Origin of the sequence: Microbacterium sp. LWH10-1.2 (assembly GCF_038397765.1) — a bacterium.
In the GTDB taxonomy this organism is placed as follows: Bacteria; Actinomycetota; Actinomycetes; order Actinomycetales; family Microbacteriaceae; genus Microbacterium; species Microbacterium natoriense.
This window is the reverse complement of sequence record NZ_CP151638.1, coordinates 1769555-1786558: the sequence shown is the minus strand read 5'-3', so window position 1 is coordinate 1786558 and position 17004 is coordinate 1769555. Positions and strand designations below refer to the sequence as shown.

Here is a 17004-nt window from a genome sequence, read left to right as displayed (position 1 = left end):
ATGCCCACCGCACTGATCACCGGAGCCAGCGCCGGCCTGGGCGCCGAGTTCGCCCGTCAGCTGGCCCGTCGCCGCGCCGACCTGATCCTGGTCGCGCGTTCCGTCGACGCCCTCGAGGAGTTCGCGACCGAGCTGCGAGGAGCGTACGGTGTCGCCGTCGAGGTGCTCCCCGCCGACCTCGCCGTCGAGGGGGACGTCGAGCGGGTGGCCGCCCGGCTGCTCGACACCGCGGACCCCGTCGATCTGCTCGTCAACAACGCCGGCTTCGGCCTTCCGCTGCAGTTCGCCGACAACGACATCGCCGACGAGGTGCGCCATCTCCGCGTGCACGTCGAGGCCTCCATGCGCCTCATGCACGCCGCTCTGCAGACGATGCGCGGTCGCGGCGGCAGGATCATCAACGTCGCCTCGGTCGCCGGCTTCATCTCCCGTTCCACCTACTCGGCGTGCAAGAGCTGGCTGATCGGCTTCAGCCGCTGGGCGAACGCGGAGTACGCACGCGACGGAGTGACCGTGACGGCCCTGTGCCCGGGATTCGTGCACACGACCTTCCACGAGCGCATGGGACTCGAACAGGGGCACGAGGGCGTGCCGAGCATCCTGTGGCTGCAGGCTCCCGATGTCGTGCGCGCGGGTCTGCGCGACGCGGCGCGCGGCAGGGCGGTCTCGATCCCGTCCCTGCGCTACAAGGCCGTCGTCGCTCTGACGCGCATCCTCCCGCGTGGGCTCACCTCGGGTGTCGCGCGCCGAGGACGGGTCTGAGGACGGGGATCAGCGGAAGCGTCCGAGGCGGATCCCGGCGTACGCGATCGCGGCGACCGTCTCGCCATCGGTGATGCGTCCGTCCGCGATCATCGCCAGCACCTCCGTGAACGGAACCCGTGTGACGGCGGCGATGCCCTCCTCGGCCTGACTGTGCTTCGGGTCTTCGGCCGCACGCCGGAGGCCACGGGCGAGGAACACGTGCTCCGGCGCATCCGCGATGCCGTTCAGGGCGTTCATGGTGCCGATCGCGGTCCACTCCGACGCCTCGAGCCCCGTCTCCTCGAGGAGCTCCCGGCGTGCGGCGACCGGCGGATCCTCGCCGTCGCTGCCGCCCGCGGGGACCTCTATCGATGTGCCGGTGGTGTACCGGTCGAGCGTGACCAGGCAGATGCGGTCCTCGTCGTCGACGGCCACCACGAACACGGCGGGATTCCTCATCGTCACCACGCCGTAGATGCCGTTGCCCGCAGGACCCGTGACCCGGTCCTCCCTGACCGAGATCCAGCTGTTCGCGTAGACCGTCGTCGATTCGTGCGTCTCCCAGACCATGGGACGAGCCTAGGTGCCGGTCTGCCTAGGATCGACTCATGGGCTGGTTCGGGAGGAAGCGCGATCCCCAGGACGCGAACGAGATGCTGCGGCAGTACAACGACGCGGAGGCCGCCCGTCTGGCCGGGCTGGCGAACGGCACGTCAGCGGATGCCGCACGGCCGTCGTTCTCCGCAGCGGGATCCGCGGCGGAGTTCGCGGTGGAGGACGTCTTCACCATCACCGGCCGCGGACAGGTCGCCACCGGCACGGTCTCGTCAGGCGTGCTCCGTGTCGGTGACGCGGTGACCGTGCACCGCGGCGCGTCCGAGGTCGCGGTCTCGGAGATCACCGGCATCGAGATGTTCCGCAAGAAGGCGAACGAGGCGACCGTCGGGACGATGGCAGGTCTTCTGCTCCGAGGGAAGCTCGACATCGCCCGGGGCGACGTCATCCGGGCTCGTTCGTCAGCGTGAGCGGCATCCGAACCGATACGCTGGAGGCATGACGCACTCGGGCAACCCCTTCGGACAGGTTCTCGTCGCGCTCGTCACTCCGATGACGGCCGACGGCGAAGTCGACTGGCCCGCCGTCGAGAAGCACATGGATGACGTCATCACCGCGGGTGCTGACGGCATCGTCGTGACGGGAACGACCGGCGAGACCTCCACTCTGACCGACCCTGAGAAGCTCAAGCTCGTCGAGGTCGGCAAGTCCGTGTCGGCGGGACGCGCGAAGATCATCACCGGCGGCGGGTCCAACGAGACCGCGCACGCGATCGAGCTGTACAAGGCCAGCGAGAAGGCCGGTGCCGACGGCATCATGATCGTCACGCCGTACTACAACAAGCCGACCCAGGCGGGCATCCTCACGCACTTCCGGCTCGTCGCCGACGCCACCGATCTGCCGGTGATCCTCTACGACATTCCCGGCCGCACCGGCGTGCCCATAAAGTACGAGACGATCCTGCGCCTCGCGAAGCACCCCAACATCCTCGCCGTGAAAGACGCCAAGGGCGACTTCTCCGAGGTCAGCCGGGTGCTCAACCAGACCGACCTGATGTACTTCTCGGGCGATGACGCGAACGTGCTCCCGCACCTCGCGATCGGCGCGACGGGCCTCATCGGCGTCACCGCGAACATCACCGCCACCCCGTACCGCACCATCGTCGACGCGGTGAACCGCGGCGACCTCGCCACGGCGACCGCAGAGCACAAGCGCCTCGAGCCTCTCGTGCGCGCCGCGATGACGCATGTGCCCGGCACGGTGGCGGCGAAGTACATCCTGCACGGACTCGGCCGCATCTCGAGCCCGCGCGTCCGTCTGCCCCTGGTCGGTCCGGAGGAGTGGGAGGCCGCCCTCATCGAGGACGAGCTCGCTCTCGTCACTGACGTGCCGGGCGCAGACTTCTCGAACTTCCGCCCCGACCGCAACGCGGCTGCGGGCGGCGCCCTGCCCAAGGTGCACGGCACGACGCGCTGACCCGCGTCGCCATGAACGAACGGACGCGCACAGTGTCCGACTGAGGAGACAGCATGTCCATCCCCATCGCAGATCCTGCCGCACTCGACGAGGGGACCCTGCGCGTCACGCCGCTCGGCGGCCTCGGCGAGATCGGTCGCAACATGACCATCTTCGAGTTCGACGGCAAGATCCTCATCGTCGACTGCGGTGTGCTCTTCCCCGAGGAGCACCAGCCGGGCGTCGACCTGATCCTTCCCGACTTCGAGCCGATCAGACACCGCCTCGATGACATCGTCGGCGTCGTGCTGACGCACGGCCACGAGGACCACATCGGCGCCGTGCCCTATCTGCTGCGCATGAAGAGCGACATCCCGCTCATCGGCTCGGGGCTGACCCTCGCCCTCGTCGAGGCGAAGCTCAAGGAGCACCGGATCAAGGCATTCACCCTGACGGTGAAGGAGGGGCAGCAGGAGAAGGTCGGCCCGTTCGACCTCGAGTTCGTCGCGGTGAACCACTCGATCCCCGATGCACTCGCCGTCGTGATCCGCACGCCCGCGGGCATGGTGCTCGCCACCGGCGACTTCAAGATGGACCAGCTCCCGCTCGACGGACGCATCACGGATCTCCGTGCGTTCTCGCGCCTGGGCGAAGAGGGCGTCGACCTCTTCCTCGTGGACTCGACGAACGCCGACGTGCCGGGCTTCACCCCGACCGAGCGGTCGATCGGCCCCGTGCTCGATCAGGTGATCGGCAAGGCTCCTCGTCGGGTGATCGTCGCGAGCTTCTCCAGCCACGTGCACCGCGTGCAGCAGGTCATCGACGCCGCGCACGCGCACGGGCGCCGTGTCGCGTTCCTCGGACGCTCGATGGTGCGCAACATGACCATCGCCGAGCAGCTGGGCTACCTCAAGGTGCCCGACAACGTGCTGATCGACTTCAAGAAGGCGCGCGACCTTCCCGACGAGCAGATCGTGTACATGTCGACCGGTTCTCAGGGCGAGCCGATGGCCGTGCTCAGCCGCATGGCAAACATGGACCACGCGATCGAGGTCAGCGAGGGCGACACCGTCATACTCGCCTCCAGCCTCATCCCCGGCAACGAGAACGCGGTGTACCGCGTGATCGACGGGCTCACCAAGCTCGGCGCGAACGTGGTCCACAAGGCGAACGCCCGCGTGCACGTGTCAGGGCACGCCGCGGCCGGAGAGCTGCTGTACTGCTACAACATCCTCAAGCCGAAGAACGTGCTCCCCGTGCACGGCGAGTACCGCCACCTGATCGCGAACGCCAAGCTCGCGCAGGACACCGGGATCGCCGAGGAGCGCACGATCATCGCCTCGAACGGCACGGTGATCGACCTCAAGGACGGTGACGCCAAGGTCGTCGGACAGCTCGACCTCGGATTCGTGTACGTCGACGGCTCGACCGTCGGAGAGATCACGGACGCCGACCTGAAGGACCGTCGGATCCTCGGCGAGGAGGGCTTCGTCTCGGTCATCGTGGTGGTGGATGCCGGAACCGGTCGCATCATCTCGGGCCCCGAGATCCACGCGCGCGGCATCGCCGAGGACGACTCCGTGTTCGACGACGTCGTGCCGAAGATCGTCGCGGCGCTCAAGGAGGCCTCGGGCAACGGCGTGCGCGACACGCACGCGTTGTCGCAGGTCGTGCGACGCACGATCGGGCGCTGGGTCAACCAGAAGCTCCGTCGCCGTCCGATGATCGTCCCTCTCGTCATCGAGGCGTGAGGGCGGGCTCCGACTCACAGGAGCGCGTCATCCGGTTGTAACGGGACCGGCTTAGGCTCTGGTCATGCCAGAGGACTTCACGATCCGCGCCGCCGTCCAGAGCGACGGCAGCTTTCTCGGTGACATGGTCGTCGAAGCGGCGAACTGGCGGGGGCGCTCACCTCGTGCTCGGCATGAGATCCTCACCTCCGTCGAGCATCGCCGGTACATCGCCGGGTGGATGAGGCCCGCGGATGCCGGTTTCGTCGCGGTCGACTCCGATGATCGACCGATCGGGGCGGCCTGGTACCGGATGCTGCCGCCGAGCGATCCGGGTCTGGGCTTCGTCGAGACGGCTGTCCCCGAGCTGATCATCGGCGTGCAGCCGATCTGGCGGGCTCACGGCGCGGGGCGAGCCCTGCTGCGACGGCTTCTGAGTCGCGCACGCGAGCAGGGGCACCGGAGGCTCAGCCTGAGCGTCGAGCGCGACAACTTCGCGCGCACTCTCTACCGGTCGGAGGGCTTCGTGGTCACGCACGCTCTGCCCGATCGCGACACCATGGTGCATCGTCTGTCCTGAGCGCCCGGATCACCGGAATGCCGCGTCATTACGCGGCTTTGTCGGTTGCTGGCCGTAACGTGAGTCCCATGGCCAGGAGCACCACGAAGTCCGAGCGCGCATCGGAGAGCGCGCCGTCGCGCCCGAAGCGGCAGGCCACTCCGAAGCGGCAGGCCGCGCCGCGCGTCCAGGCCGCGCCGAAGAAGTACATCGACGAGGCCGAGAAGCCTCCCGTCGTCGTTCGTGCCTGGAACGGCATCGCACACGGCGTCGGCGGTATGTTCCGCGCCTTCGGCCCAGAGACGCTGGAGAAGGACGACCGGCGTGACGGATTCCCGTTCCTCCTGGTCCTGCTAGCCATCGCCGGAGCCGTGAACGAGTGGTTCTTCATCGGCAACGAGGTCGCGGGCAACATCAGCGCCTACTCGGTCGGACTCCTCGTCGGGCGCGTCGCGTTCGTGATGCCCGTCCTGCTGCTCCTGCTCGCCGGCTGGCTCTTCCGGCACCCCTCGTCGGTGCATGACAACGGGCGCATCGGCATCGGCTTCGGCCTCTTCGCCATCACGATGGCCGGTTTCTGCCACATCGCCGGCGGCATGCCGCAGCCCAAGGAGGGCATGGTCTCCCTGAGCGCTGCGGGTGGTCTGTTTGGCTGGATGGTCGGTCAGCCGCTGAGCTACCTGACCACGATCCCCGCCTACATCGTCCTCGCGCTGCTCGCAGGTCTCAGCATCCTCATCCTCACGAAGACGCCGCCGAACCGCATCGGGCAGCGCCTCGGCGACCTGTACGCCTGGATGTTCGACGCGGAGCGCGCCGAGAAGCCGGCGAAGGATGCCGCGGCGATCGACGAGGCCGACAAGGTCGACGATCCCGATGTCCTGCCGTGGTGGCGCCGCAACAAGACCGGTCGCGAGGAGGATCCCGATGAGGGCTCGCTCGACTCCGACGACATCACGGCGCTGCTCACCACGACCGATGCGACACCCGCCTACGATCAGGCGATCACCGTCGCCGACCCCTACGACGCCGCCACCGAGGTGCTGTCCGATGTGCGCTCCGTGACCGACGCGCTGGCGGAGCAGCAGGCGACCGCGCTCCTCGACGACTCCGACACGGGCGAGATGCCCGAGCTCCCCGGCCTCGACGGCTTCGGCACCGAAGGCCCGGGGGAGGGCGGCCCGCAGGCGCCGCTCGCTCCCTACATCCTTCCGTCTCCCGGCGTGCTCGCCGAGGGCCCGCCCTCTGTGGCGCGCTCCGAGGCCAACGACCGGATCGTCGAGCAGATCACGAGCGTCCTGTCGCAGTTCAACGTCGACGCCAAGGTCACCGGTTTCTCGCGCGGTCCGACGGTCACGCAGTACGAGGTCGAAGTCGGCCACGGCGTCAAGGTCGAGAAGATCCTCCAGCTGAGCAACAACTTCGCCTACGCCGTGGCGTCGAACGACGTGCGCATCCTCTCGCCGATCCCCGGCAAGAGCGCGATCGGCATCGAGATCCCCAACACCGACCGCGAGACGGTGGCGCTCGGTGACGTCCTGCGATCGCAGGCGGCGCTGAAGAACACCCATCCGCTCACGATCGGCGTCGGAAAGGACGTCGGCGGCAACTTCGTCACGGCGAACCTCGCCAAGATGCCCCACCTCCTCGTGGCCGGTTCCACCGGCTCGGGTAAGTCGAGCTTCGTGAACTCGATGATCACCAGCCTTCTCATGCGCGCGCGCCCCTCCGACGTGCGCATGGTGCTGATCGACCCGAAGCGCGTGGAGCTCACCAGCTACGCCGGCGTGCCGCATCTCATCACGCCCATCATCACGAACCCCAAGAAGGCAGCCGAGGCGCTGCAGTGGGTCGTGAAGGAGATGGACATGCGGTACGACGACCTCGCGTCGTTCGGCTTCCGCCACATCGACGACTTCAACCGGGCCGTGCGCGCGGGGGAGGTGGAGGTGCCCGTCGGCAGCGAGCGGGTGCTCAAGCCGTACCCGTACCTCCTCGTCGTCGTCGACGAGCTCGCCGATCTCATGATGGTCGCCCCGCGAGACGTCGAGGACTCGATCGTGCGGATCACGCAGCTCGCCCGCGCCTCCGGCATCCACCTGGTGCTCGCCACGCAGCGGCCGAGCGTCGACGTCGTGACCGGTCTGATCAAGGCCAACGTGCCGTCGCGGCTCGCCTTCGCCGTCACCAGCGTGACGGACAGCCGCGTCATCCTCGACAGCCCCGGCGCCGACAAGCTGATCGGCCAGGGCGACGCCCTGTTCTCGCCGATGGGTTCGTCGAAGCCGTTCCGTCTGCAGGGCGCCTGGGTCGATGAGAAGGAGATCGACGCCGTCGTCAAGCACGTCACCCGCCAGGCGCGCCCGGAGTACCGCTCCGACGTGCAGGAGGCGATGGATCCGGCGAAGAAGAAGGACGTCGACGAGGACATCGGCGACGATCTCGAACTGCTGCTCGCCGCTGCGGAGCTCATCGTGTCCTCTCAGTTCGGATCCACCTCGATGCTCCAGCGCAAGCTCCGCGTCGGCTTCGCCAAGGCGGGACGCCTGATGGATCTTCTCGAGTCGCGCGAGATCGTCGGCCCGTCCGAAGGGTCGAAGGCCCGCGACGTGCTGGCCACTGCAGAGCAGCTTCCGCAGGTGCTCGCGAAGCTCAGGGGAGTCGACGCGCCCGCAGCTTCCTCGGCCTCGGCCTCGGCCGCGCCGGCGGCTCCGGTCGCGCAGGCGCCTGCGGTGCCGGCGCACTCCTACGACCCGATCGAGGCGCAGTTCGAAGGACTGCCGGTCGTCGAGGCAGAGGGCGATGAAGACGCCTGGGGCCTGACGGGGCGCGACTGATGTCCATTCCCCGGCAGCTGCCCAATGCGATCACGATCGCCCGCATCCCGCTCGCCGTCGTCTTCTTCGTGCTTCTTCTGCTCGGCGGCACCTACGGGGATGGCGACATCGTTCTGCGCTGGGTCGCTGCAGCGCTGTTCATCGTCGCGATCTCGACGGACTGGGTAGACGGCTACCTCGCTCGCCGATACGACATCGTCAGCGACTTCGGCAAGCTGTGGGACCCGATCGCCGACAAACTCCTCACGGGGGCGGGGTTCATCGGACTCGCGATCCTCGGCGAGGTGAACTGGTGGCTGGTCGCGATCATTCTCGTGCGCGAGTGGGGCATCACCCTCCATCGCCTGATGATCGTGAACGAACACGTGGTCGCCGCGGCCTGGATGGGGAAAATCAAGACGGCTGTGCAGGGAGTTGCCCTGTCGTGGGCGCTGCTTCCGCTGCACGTGCTGATCGGACGAGAGCCGTGGACGCTCGTGACCGCTGTCCTCATGGTCATCGTCCTCGTGCTCACGGTCGCCAGCGGCATCGACTACATCGTCGCCCAGGTCCGCGGAGCCCGGCGAGCGTCGTGAGCGCAGCCTCCGACGCCCTGGCCGCGCTCGGCGCGCGCGGGTGGACCCTCGGCGTCGCGGAGTCCCTCACCGGCGGCGCTCTCTGCTCGGCGCTGGTCGGCGTCCCCGGCGCGTCCGCCGTACTGCTCGGCGGGGTCGTCGCCTACGCGACGCCGGTCAAGCACACCCTCCTGGGAGTTGACGCACACCTGCTCGACACGCACGGGGCTGTGCACTCGGAGGTCGCGGCGCAGATGGCGCGGGGTGTCAGGAGCGCCGTGGCCGTCGGAGGACGTTCCGCCGATGTCGGAGTGTCGACGACGGGCATCGCCGGGCCGGACTCGCCGGACGGACAGCCGGTGGGAACGGTGCACATCGGCGTGGCGACGCCCATCGCGGAGGTGAGCCGCGCGTTCGTGTTCACGGGCGATAGGGCTGCGATCAGAGCCCAGGCTGTCGACGCTGCTCTTGCGATCCTGCGAGAGTTCGTCGGGGAATAGAAATCCCCAGGGCAAAGTTGACATGAGTGTGCTCACATTCAAACCACAGGGTGAAAGAGTAGATTCTGTGCATGCCAGTGGTATTAGACTGGCGATCTCGTCGGAGGAGACTCCGGCGGACCGAACGGGGAGGAGGTTCCGATGATTCTTGTCAGGCAGGAAATCGGCGATGTGCTGAGGGACTTCCGTCTGCAGAAGGGGCGCACCCTCCGGCAGGTCGCAAGCAAGGCGTCTGTGGCGCTGGGCTATCTCAGTGAGGTCGAGCGCGGGCAGAAGGAGGCCTCGAGCGAGATCCTCGCGTCGGTCGCCGATGCGCTCGACGTTCCCATCTCGATCATCATGCGCGAGGTCGGAGATCGCATCTCCGTGCTCGAGGGTCTACAGGTGTTCCCTGACGTCGTTCCCGACGATCTGGTCGCGTCGATCGAGCCGCAGCTCTCGCTGCGCTGATCGGTCTCCCGCATCTCCATGCGCCGTAGCGAGTTCCTCCGTGCGGTCGATGCGGAGTTCCAGGGCAGAGCCCTTTCCCTGGTGAATGACCTCGTCCTGTCCCAGCTCGCGGGTCGTACCGCGCTCGAAGCGCTGGATGCCGGTGTTCCTCCGCGCGACATCTGGCTCGCGCTGTGCGATGAGACCGACGTCCCGTTGGCGCGTCGACATGGCGCCGGACGTCTGGAACCGCGCAAGCGTTGAACCGATGACAAGTGTTCGAGTGCTCCGCATTCCGACACGCCGAGAGCGCGACCTGCTCGAATATCTGTTCGATGCCGCGTAGTCTTCTGCACAAGTGGTTCAGGAACCGTGTTCTGCACAGTTCGTGGGTGTTCCGACTCGATGTCGGAGGCCCCCCGTACGGTGAAGACATGGCCACGGCGCCATACGTCTTGTCGGAGAGTTCACCCAGCCAGGGAGAGCCGCGACAGCCTACAGACGGCAACACGCGAGCAGAAGGAACACATCATGCCATCACCCGCAGACCGCGAGAAGTCCCTCGAGACAGCACTCGCTCAGATCGACCGCCAGTTCGGAAAGGGTTCGGTCATGCGGCTGGGGAGCGACGAGCGCGCTCCCGTCGCCGTCATCCCCACCGGTTCCATTGCTCTCGACGTCGCGCTCGGCGTCGGTGGTCTGCCGCGTGGCCGCATCGTCGAGATCTATGGCCCTGAGTCCTCGGGTAAGACGACCCTGACCCTCCACGCGATCGCCAACGCGCAGCGTGCGGGAGGCATCGCAGCGTTCATCGACGCCGAGCATGCGCTCGACCCCGACTACGCGGCGAAGCTCGGTGTCGACATCGACGCTCTTCTCGTGTCGCAGCCCGATACGGGTGAGCAGGCGCTCGAGATCGCTGACATGCTCGTCCGTTCCGGTGCCATCGACCTCATCGTCATCGACTCCGTGGCGGCGCTCGTGCCTCGTGCGGAGATCGAGGGCGAGATGGGTGACTCGCACGTGGGTCTCCAGGCCCGACTCATGTCTCAGGCGCTGCGAAAGCTCACGGGTGGCCTGAACCAGACCAACACGACGATGATCTTCATCAACCAGCTGCGTGAGAAGATCGGAGTCTTCTTCGGGTCTCCGGAGACCACCGCCGGTGGAAAGGCGCTCAAGTTCTATGCGTCGGTCCGCCTCGACATCCGTCGTATCGAGACGCTGAAGGACGGCACGGACGCCGTGGGAAACCGTACGCGCGTCAAGGTCGTCAAGAACAAGATGGCTCCGCCGTTCAAGCAGGCGGAGTTCGACATCCTCTACGGCATCGGTATCTCCCGCGAGGGCAGCCTGATCGACTTCGGCGTCGAACACGGCATCGTGAAGAAGTCCGGTTCCTGGTACACCTACGACGGAGACCAGCTCGGCCAGGGCAAGGAGAACGCGCGGTCGTTCCTCCTCAAGAACCCCGACATCGCGCTGGCCATCGAAACCCAGATCAAGCAGAAGCTCGGCATCGGTGTGCAGGCCGAGGCGGCCCCGGCCGACGAGCTCGCCGAGCGTCGCCCGGCGTGATCGTGCTGCGGTATCGGCCCGAAGGGGCGTGCCGCCCTGCTCAAAGATCGGAGTGACCCATGGACGAGTCTGAGCGGATTGCGCCGGTGATCCCGCTGTTCGGCGACCCTGCGGCAGCGAGCAGCGACAGATTCGGTGCTCCGGTCGAAGGTGAGGCCGCTGCCGTGGATGCTCCTGAGCCCGGTGCGGTGGGGGAGAACGTCGAAGACGTCTTCTCTCACCGCACCGGTGACGGTGCATGGCGGTCGACCTGGGATGCGTCGAGCGATCGTACGGCGACGAGTCGCGTCGCCGACGCAGGCCGTCCCAGCGACCGTCATCCGGCACGGGGCGGTCTGGAGCGGTCCGCTCCGAGACTGCGTGCCCTGCAGTCTCCGGATGCGGTGGAGGAAGGCGGCGATGGGCTCGATCCGGCCGAGATCCGAGAGTCGGCGGAGGAGCTTCTCGTTCGCAAGCTGCGTGCGAGATCGCTTTCCATCTCGGAAGCGCAGATGGTGCTGAAGGGGTTCGAGGTGCAGGGGCACCGACTCGACGCGGCGCAGATCGACGACGTGATCGACGACTTCTGCCGTCGCGGCTACCTCGACGATGCGGTCCTCGCCGCCCAGCTCGTCTCCTCCGGAGTGGAGCGGAAGAAGCAGGGGAGGGTCGCCGTCTCACGGGCTCTCGCCCAGCGTGGCCTCCCTCGCGATGTGATCGATGCGGCGCTCGACGAGCTCCCCGACGACGACATCGAGCGAGCGCTCGAATTCGCTCGCACCAAGATGCGGTCGCTGGCGCGACTCGATCCGGAGACCGCGAAGCGCCGACTCACCGGCCAGCTCGCTCGTCGAGGCTATCCGGGAGGAGTGGTGTCGAACGTGGTTCGGACGGTCACCGCCGAGCAGTTCGGCGGTCGGCGGCCTTCTTCGGGCGTGCGCTTCGAGTAGTCGCGTTCGACCGCGTGCTCTTCGAGCATGATCTCAACGGGTTCCAGGCCGACGTTCCGACGCGGTCAAGGGAACGGGGCTTTCCTGAGCGTGAGAGGATGCCACTCGAACGTAGAATTGACCCATCATGACTATCCCGCGCAGTGAACCGACGATCATCGATGCCTCGTCGGCAGCAGTCGACAGCGACGGGCGGCAGCGCTCGTACGAAGTGCGCACCTTCGGGTGCCAGATGAATGTGCACGACTCCGAGCGGCTCTCGGGCTCGCTGGAGAGCGCCGGCTACGTCCGGGCGGTCGATGGCGCAGAGGCCGACGTCGTGATCATCAACACGTGCGCGGTCCGCGACAACGCGGCAGGCAAGCTCTACGGAACCCTCGGCCAGCTCGCTTCTGTCAAGCGCCGCAAGGACGGCATGCAGATCGCCGTCGGCGGATGCCTCGCCCAGATGGACAAGCAGGCCGTGCTCGACAAGGCGCCGTGGGTCGACGTGGTCTTCGGCACGCACAACATGGGCTCTCTACCGGGGCTTCTGGAGCGGGCCCGTCACAACGGCGAGGCTGAACTCGAGATCCTCGAGTCGCTCGAGGTCTTCCCCTCGACGCTCCCGACGAAGCGCGACTCGGCACACAGCGGCTGGGTGTCGATCTCGGTCGGCTGCAACAACACCTGCACCTTCTGCATCGTCCCGCATCTGCGCGGCAAGGAGAAGGACCGCCGCCCCGGCGACATCCTGAACGAGATCAGACTGCTCGTCGAGGACGGCGCGATCGAGGTCACGCTGCTCGGTCAGAACGTCAACTCCTACGGGGTCGAGTTCGGCGACCGGCAGGCGTTCGGCAAGCTGCTCCGCGCCGCAGGTGAGATCGAGGGGCTCGAGCGCATCCGCTTCACCAGTCCGCACCCCGCCGCATTCACCGATGACGTGATCGACGCCATGGCAGAGACTCCGAGCGTCATGCCGCAGCTGCACATGCCGCTCCAGTCGGGCAGCGACAGCATCCTCAAGGCGATGCGACGCTCGTACCGCAGCGAACGGTTCCTCGGCATCATCGAGCGCGTGCGGGAGCGCATTCCGCACGCGGCGATCACCACCGACATCATCGTGGGCTTCCCCGGCGAGACCGACGAGGACTTCGAAGACACCATGCGGGTCGTCGAGCAGTCCCGGTTCTCAGGGGCGTTCACGTTCCAGTATTCGATCCGCGAGGGCACGCCTGCAGCGACCATGCCAGACCAGGTTCCCAAGGCCGTCGTCCAGGAGCGCTACGAACGGCTGATCGCCCTGCAGGAGCGCATCTCCCTCGAGGAGAACCAGAAGCAGGTCGGCCGAGAGGTCGAGGTGCTGGTCTCCGTCGGCGAAGGCAAGAAGGATGCCGAGACGCATCGGCTCACCGGTCGCGGCGAGGACAACCGTCTCGTGCATTTCGAAGTCACCCCCGGCTCCGAGCTCCCGCGTCCGGGCGACGTCGTCACCGTGACCATCACGCACGCTGCTCCGTTCCACCTGCTCGCCGACGATCCTTCTGGACGGCCGCTGCGCATCCGGCGCACCCGCGGCGGAGACGCCTGGGACCGCTCGCAGGCCGAATCGTGCGCAGTGCCCGCTCCGGCGGCGGACGGCGGGCCGCGCGCGGTCTCGCTGGGGCTGCCGACGCTGCGCGTGGGCGTGTGACGAGACCGCGTCTCTGGGCGGTCGTCGGCGCGACCGGCACCGGGAAGAGCGACCTCGCTCTCGATCTCGCCGAGGAGCTCCGCGCACGCGGCAACCCCGCGGAGATCGTGAACGCCGACGCGATGCAGTTCTACCGCGGCATGGACATCGGCACCGCGAAGTTGTCCCCGGAGGAGCGCCGCGGCATCGCGCACCATCTGCTCGATGTGAGGGACGTCACCGAGGAGGCGGCGGTCGCGTGGTACCAACCGCTCGCCCGCGCAGCGATCGAAGAGGTCCATTCCCGTGGCGGTGATGCGATCCTCGTCGGAGGATCGGGCCTCTACGTGTCGAGCGTCGTCTTCGACTTCCGATTCCCGCCTCGCGACCCCGCGCTTAGAGCGCGACTGGAGAGCGAGCTGGAGTCACTCGGCGGCGCGGCGCTGATGGCACGGCTGCGTGAGGCTGATCCCGAGACGGCAGCCCGTGTCGATCCGCACAACGGCCGCCGTATCGTCCGTGCCCTCGAAGTGCTGGAGCAGGGTGGCACCACACACGGCGCTGCGCTGCCGGAGGCCCCGGTTCTTTGGCATCCCGAGACCAGGCTCGTCGGGCTCCACATCGACAGGCCCGCGCTCGTCGAGCGTCTCGACGCGCGCGTCGACCGCATGTGGGAGGCCGGTCTCGTCGACGAGGTCGCCGAACTGCGCGCTCGGGGCCTCGAGAGCGGGGTCACGGCGAGCAGGGCCATCGGCTACGCACAGGCACTCGGACAACTCGACGGTCGGCTCACGCCGGCGGAAGCCATCGCTGAGACCCAGGCCCTGACTCGACGCTACGCCCGGAGGCAGGTGTCGTGGTTCAAGCGGTACCCGGGGATCGAGTGGCGCGAGCCGATGTCTGACGTCCGCGGCATGCTGGAGGCATGACCACCCACTACTACACGGCGTCCAGCCTCGACGGCTTCATCGCGACCGCAGACCATTCGCTGGAATGGCTCCTGAAGCAGGACATCGACATGGACGGGCCGATGGCCTATCCGGGCTTCGTCGAGACGATCGGGGCTCTCGCTATGGGGGCGTCGACCTACGAGTGGGTGATGCGCGCCGAAGAAGGCCGGTGGGGCTACGCGCAGCCGACGTGGGTGTTCACTCATCGCGAGCTCGCGCTTCCCGAGACGGGCGACGTGCGCCTCACCTCATCTGACGTGCGGGACGTGCACGCCCAGATGATCGAGGTTGCCGACGGGAAGGACCTGTGGATCGTCGGCGGCGGCGGCCTGGCGGGGCAGTTCGCGGATGCCGGTCTCCTCGACGAGGTCTGGGTGCAGTATGCGCCGGTGACCCTGGGCTCCGGCGCCCCGCTTCTCCCGCGCGCGCTCGACCTCGAGCTGATCGACGTCGCCCGCAACCGCAACTTCGTCTGCGGGCGGTACAGGGTGCTGAAGGGCGAGTGAGCGCGCGCAATAGTGTGGAGGCCATGACCTGGCATGTGAGACCCTTCCGCCGCGACGACACCGGGGGCGTCATCGCCCTCTGGGCGGAAGCGGGTCTCACGCGACCATGGAACGACCCCAGGATCGACATAGAGAGAAAGCTCTCGGTGCAGCCGGAGCTCTTCCTCGTCGCCGAGGATCCGTCGATGCCCGGTGTCCCTGTCGGCAGCGTGATGGCCGGTTACGACGGTCATCGAGGGTGGCTGTACTACCTCGCCACCGCGGTCTCTCATCGCGGTCGGGGAGTCGCTCGCGCCCTCGTCCACGACGCAGAGGCACGACTTCTCGACATGGGCTGCCCGAAGGTGCAGCTCATGGTGCGCGAAGGCAACGAGGGCGTCCTGGGGTTCTACGACACCCTCGGGTACGAACGCTTCGCCGTCGCGAACACGGGCAAGCGGCTCATCGCCGACGCATAGCCGACCTCCCTAGACTGGGGACATGGTCGCATTCACCAAAGGGCACGGCACCGGCAACGACTTCGTCATCATCGCCGACCCCGATGGGGAACTCGACCTCACGAGCGAACAGGTCGCGGCTCTGTGCGATCGCCACTTCGGCATCGGCGGAGACGGCATCCTTCGGGTCGTACGGTCCTCCGCGATCCCTGACGGTGCTGCGGCGCTGGCGGAGGAGCCCGCCGCAGAGTGGTTCATGGACTACCGCAACGCCGATGGTTCGATCGCGGAGATGTGCGGCAACGGCATCCGCGTGTTCGCACACTATCTGGTGCGTTCGGGACTCGCCGCGATCGAACCGGGATCCACGCTGCCGATCGGCACGCGCGCCGGAGTACGGGATGTGACGAGCAGCGAGAGCGGATATCAGGTCGATCTCGGACTCTGGAAGCTCTCCGGAGACGATCCCCTGGTCACCGCAGGCGGGCTCTCCGTGACCCGCCCCGGTCTCGGCATCGACGTCGGCAATCCTCACGTCGTCGTCGCGCTGGCATCGGATGCCGAGCTGGCATCGCTCGAGCTGCACCGCACTCCCGAACTCGACCCCGCGCTGCCGGCCGGAGCGAACGTGGAGTTCGTCGTCCCGGGTGAGCCGCTCGTCCGCGACGGCATCGGTCATGTGAAGATGCGGGTCTCCGAGCGCGGTGTGGGCGAGACGCTGAGCTGCGGGACAGGGGTGGCTGCGACAGCTCTCGCCGTCCGGTACTGGGCGGGGGAGAAGGCCCCGAACAACTGGCGTGTCGAGGTGCCGGGCGGGACGCTCGGAGTGCGGATGTTCCCTGCGGAGGATGGCGAGCACGTCGCGCTGTCCGGTCCCGCGACGCTCGTGTTCCACGGCGAGGTCGATCTGGTCTGATGTCGGTGGCGGAGCCGATCGACCTGGTCATCTTCGACTGCGACGGCGTGCTCGTCGACAGCGAGCGGTTGTCCGTGGAGGTCGATCGACGGGTTCTGGCGGACCTCGGGTGGACACTGACCACCGAGGAGATCGTTCATCGCTTCGTCGGGCGCTCTGCTGCTCACTTCCGCGCCGACGTCGAAGCACACCTCGGGCGCCCGTTGCCGGACGACTGGGAGGCGCCCTACCAGCAGTGGTATCTGGAGGTCTTCGAGAGCGACCTCACCGCGGTGGAGGGCGTCGAAGCGGCGATCGCCGCGATAGACGGCGCAATGTGCGTGGCCTCGAGCGGTTCGCACGACAAGATCCGACGGAATCTGGGCTTGACGGGACTGCTGCCGACGTTCGACGGGCGGATCTTCAGCGCCGACGACGTGGATGAGGGAAAACCCGCGCCGGACCTCTTCCTGCATGCGGCGTCGCGCATGGGAGTCGAGCCGACCCGGTGCGTCGTCGTCGAGGACAGCCGCTTCGGCGTGGCGGCGGCGCGTGCGGCCGGAATGCGATCGTTCGGCTACGTCGGCGGGCTCACACCGCCTTCTTGGCTGGACGGTGAGGGGACGACCGTCTTCGCGGACATGGCCGATCTTCCCGGCCTGCTCGGGATGACCGCTCAGCGGTGACCGTCG

General features: G+C 67.6%; 19 protein-coding genes. 18 read left to right on the top strand and 1 reads right to left on the bottom strand.

Annotated features, from left to right (window positions below):
• Nucleotides 1-762, top strand: a complete 762-nt coding sequence (locus tag MRBLWH10_RS08595; RefSeq protein ID WP_341942374.1) for an SDR family oxidoreductase — start codon at nucleotides 1-3, stop codon at nucleotides 760-762.
• A gap of 9 nt (nucleotides 763-771) precedes the next feature.
• Here MRBLWH10_RS08595 and MRBLWH10_RS08590 read toward each other — a convergent pair whose 3' ends face one another.
• The gene (locus tag MRBLWH10_RS08590; protein WP_341942373.1) at nucleotides 772-1314 is read right to left on the bottom strand and encodes an NUDIX hydrolase; all 543 of its coding nucleotides are present in this window, start codon (nucleotides 1312-1314) and stop codon (nucleotides 772-774) included.
• Nucleotides 1315-1352: 38 nt separating this feature from the next.
• Here MRBLWH10_RS08590 and MRBLWH10_RS08585 point away from each other — a divergent pair, with 38 nt between their 5' ends.
• The 17 genes from MRBLWH10_RS08585 (at nucleotide 1353) to MRBLWH10_RS08505 (ending at nucleotide 16998) form a co-directional block, all read left to right on the top strand.
• Nucleotides 1353-1769 carry an EF-Tu/IF-2/RF-3 family GTPase gene (locus MRBLWH10_RS08585; protein ID WP_341942372.1) on the top strand — a complete coding sequence of 139 codons (417 nt, stop codon included), beginning with the start codon at nucleotides 1353-1355 and terminating at the stop codon, nucleotides 1767-1769.
• 28 nt (nucleotides 1770-1797) lie between these two features.
• The gene (gene dapA, locus MRBLWH10_RS08580) at nucleotides 1798-2775 is read left to right on the top strand and encodes a 4-hydroxy-tetrahydrodipicolinate synthase (protein WP_341942371.1); all 978 of its coding nucleotides are present in this window, start codon (nucleotides 1798-1800) and stop codon (nucleotides 2773-2775) included.
• Between the two features lie 53 nt (nucleotides 2776-2828).
• A complete protein-coding gene (locus MRBLWH10_RS08575) occupies nucleotides 2829-4505 on the top strand; it encodes a ribonuclease J (RefSeq protein ID WP_105676588.1) in 1677 nt (558 codons plus the stop codon).
• Between the two features lie 64 nt (nucleotides 4506-4569).
• Nucleotides 4570-5064, top strand: coding sequence for a GNAT family N-acetyltransferase (locus tag MRBLWH10_RS08570; protein WP_105676586.1), 495 nt, complete (start codon nucleotides 4570-4572; stop codon nucleotides 5062-5064).
• A gap of 68 nt (nucleotides 5065-5132) precedes the next feature.
• Complete coding sequence (locus MRBLWH10_RS08565) at nucleotides 5133-7880, top strand: DNA translocase FtsK (RefSeq protein WP_341942370.1); 2748 nt, start codon at nucleotides 5133-5135, stop codon at nucleotides 7878-7880.
• Nucleotides 7880-8455, top strand: a complete 576-nt coding sequence (pgsA, locus tag MRBLWH10_RS08560; protein ID WP_341942369.1) for a CDP-diacylglycerol--glycerol-3-phosphate 3-phosphatidyltransferase — start codon at nucleotides 7880-7882, stop codon at nucleotides 8453-8455. Before MRBLWH10_RS08565 ends, pgsA begins: the two co-directional genes overlap by 1 nt.
• On the top strand, nucleotides 8452-8934 hold the full coding sequence (locus tag MRBLWH10_RS08555; RefSeq protein ID WP_341942368.1) for a CinA family protein: 483 nt from the start codon (nucleotides 8452-8454) through the stop codon (nucleotides 8932-8934). Before pgsA ends, MRBLWH10_RS08555 begins: the two co-directional genes overlap by 4 nt.
• Nucleotides 8935-9075: 141 nt before the next feature.
• Entirely contained in the window at nucleotides 9076-9384 is a 309-nt protein-coding gene (locus tag MRBLWH10_RS08550; protein ID WP_105676581.1) for a helix-turn-helix transcriptional regulator, read from the top strand.
• A gap of 18 nt (nucleotides 9385-9402) precedes the next feature.
• Nucleotides 9403-9627, top strand: a complete 225-nt coding sequence (locus MRBLWH10_RS08545; RefSeq protein ID WP_341942367.1) for a DUF3046 domain-containing protein — start codon at nucleotides 9403-9405, stop codon at nucleotides 9625-9627.
• Between the two features lie 267 nt (nucleotides 9628-9894).
• Complete coding sequence (recA, locus tag MRBLWH10_RS08540; RefSeq protein WP_341942366.1) at nucleotides 9895-10941, top strand: recombinase RecA; 1047 nt, start codon at nucleotides 9895-9897, stop codon at nucleotides 10939-10941.
• A 59-nt stretch (nucleotides 10942-11000) separates the two neighbouring features.
• Nucleotides 11001-11870, top strand: coding sequence for a regulatory protein RecX (locus MRBLWH10_RS08535; RefSeq protein ID WP_341942365.1), 870 nt, complete (start codon nucleotides 11001-11003; stop codon nucleotides 11868-11870).
• A gap of 127 nt (nucleotides 11871-11997) precedes the next feature.
• Nucleotides 11998-13545 (top strand): tRNA (N6-isopentenyl adenosine(37)-C2)-methylthiotransferase MiaB, encoded by a 1548-nt coding sequence (miaB, locus tag MRBLWH10_RS08530; protein ID WP_341942364.1) that lies wholly within the window; start codon nucleotides 11998-12000, stop codon nucleotides 13543-13545.
• On the top strand, nucleotides 13542-14453 hold the full coding sequence (miaA, locus tag MRBLWH10_RS08525) for a tRNA (adenosine(37)-N6)-dimethylallyltransferase MiaA (RefSeq protein WP_341942363.1): 912 nt from the start codon (nucleotides 13542-13544) through the stop codon (nucleotides 14451-14453). The genes miaB and miaA overlap by 4 nt, the downstream gene beginning before the upstream one ends.
• Nucleotides 14450-14980 (top strand): dihydrofolate reductase family protein, encoded by a 531-nt coding sequence (locus MRBLWH10_RS08520; protein ID WP_341942362.1) that lies wholly within the window; start codon nucleotides 14450-14452, stop codon nucleotides 14978-14980. Before miaA ends, MRBLWH10_RS08520 begins: the two co-directional genes overlap by 4 nt.
• 23 nt (nucleotides 14981-15003) lie before the next feature.
• Nucleotides 15004-15438 carry a GNAT family acetyltransferase gene (locus MRBLWH10_RS08515; protein WP_341942361.1) on the top strand — a complete coding sequence of 145 codons (435 nt, stop codon included), beginning with the start codon at nucleotides 15004-15006 and terminating at the stop codon, nucleotides 15436-15438.
• Between the two features lie 22 nt (nucleotides 15439-15460).
• Entirely contained in the window at nucleotides 15461-16333 is an 873-nt protein-coding gene (gene dapF / locus MRBLWH10_RS08510; protein ID WP_341942360.1) for a diaminopimelate epimerase, read from the top strand.
• A complete protein-coding gene (locus tag MRBLWH10_RS08505; protein WP_341942359.1) occupies nucleotides 16333-16998 on the top strand; it encodes an HAD family hydrolase in 666 nt (221 codons plus the stop codon). Before dapF ends, MRBLWH10_RS08505 begins: the two co-directional genes overlap by 1 nt.
• Nucleotides 16999-17004 lie beyond the last annotated feature (6 nt).

What these genes read in the sequence shown, in the direction of transcription:
- dapF (WP_341942360.1), top strand. Translation starts at nt 15,461, where the DNA reads ATGGTCGCATTCACCAAAGGGCACGGCACCGGCAACGACTTCGTCATC.
- MRBLWH10_RS08585 (WP_341942372.1), top strand. Translation starts at nt 1,353, where the DNA reads ATGGGCTGGTTCGGGAGGAAGCGCGATCCCCAGGACGCGAACGAGATG.
- MRBLWH10_RS08520 (WP_341942362.1), top strand. Translation starts at nt 14,450, where the DNA reads ATGACCACCCACTACTACACGGCGTCCAGCCTCGACGGCTTCATCGCG.
- MRBLWH10_RS08570 (WP_105676586.1), top strand. Translation starts at nt 4,570, where the DNA reads ATGCCAGAGGACTTCACGATCCGCGCCGCCGTCCAGAGCGACGGCAGC.
- dapA (WP_341942371.1), top strand. Translation starts at nt 1,798, where the DNA reads ATGACGCACTCGGGCAACCCCTTCGGACAGGTTCTCGTCGCGCTCGTC.
- MRBLWH10_RS08575 (WP_105676588.1), top strand. Translation starts at nt 2,829, where the DNA reads ATGTCCATCCCCATCGCAGATCCTGCCGCACTCGACGAGGGGACCCTG.
- MRBLWH10_RS08550 (WP_105676581.1), top strand. Translation starts at nt 9,076, where the DNA reads ATGATTCTTGTCAGGCAGGAAATCGGCGATGTGCTGAGGGACTTCCGT.
- MRBLWH10_RS08505 (WP_341942359.1), top strand. Translation starts at nt 16,333, where the DNA reads ATGTCGGTGGCGGAGCCGATCGACCTGGTCATCTTCGACTGCGACGGC.
- MRBLWH10_RS08545 (WP_341942367.1), top strand. Translation starts at nt 9,403, where the DNA reads ATGCGCCGTAGCGAGTTCCTCCGTGCGGTCGATGCGGAGTTCCAGGGC.
- MRBLWH10_RS08590 (WP_341942373.1), bottom strand. Translation starts at nt 1,314, where the DNA reads ATGGTCTGGGAGACGCACGAATCGACGACGGTCTACGCGAACAGCTGG.
- MRBLWH10_RS08515 (WP_341942361.1), top strand. Translation starts at nt 15,004, where the DNA reads ATGACCTGGCATGTGAGACCCTTCCGCCGCGACGACACCGGGGGCGTC.
- recA (WP_341942366.1), top strand. Translation starts at nt 9,895, where the DNA reads ATGCCATCACCCGCAGACCGCGAGAAGTCCCTCGAGACAGCACTCGCT.
- MRBLWH10_RS08535 (WP_341942365.1), top strand. Translation starts at nt 11,001, where the DNA reads ATGGACGAGTCTGAGCGGATTGCGCCGGTGATCCCGCTGTTCGGCGAC.
- pgsA (WP_341942369.1), top strand. Translation starts at nt 7,880, where the DNA reads ATGTCCATTCCCCGGCAGCTGCCCAATGCGATCACGATCGCCCGCATC.
- MRBLWH10_RS08595 (WP_341942374.1), top strand. Translation starts at nt 1, where the DNA reads ATGCCCACCGCACTGATCACCGGAGCCAGCGCCGGCCTGGGCGCCGAG.
- MRBLWH10_RS08565 (WP_341942370.1), top strand. Translation starts at nt 5,133, where the DNA reads ATGGCCAGGAGCACCACGAAGTCCGAGCGCGCATCGGAGAGCGCGCCG.
- miaB (WP_341942364.1), top strand. Translation starts at nt 11,998, where the DNA reads ATGACTATCCCGCGCAGTGAACCGACGATCATCGATGCCTCGTCGGCA.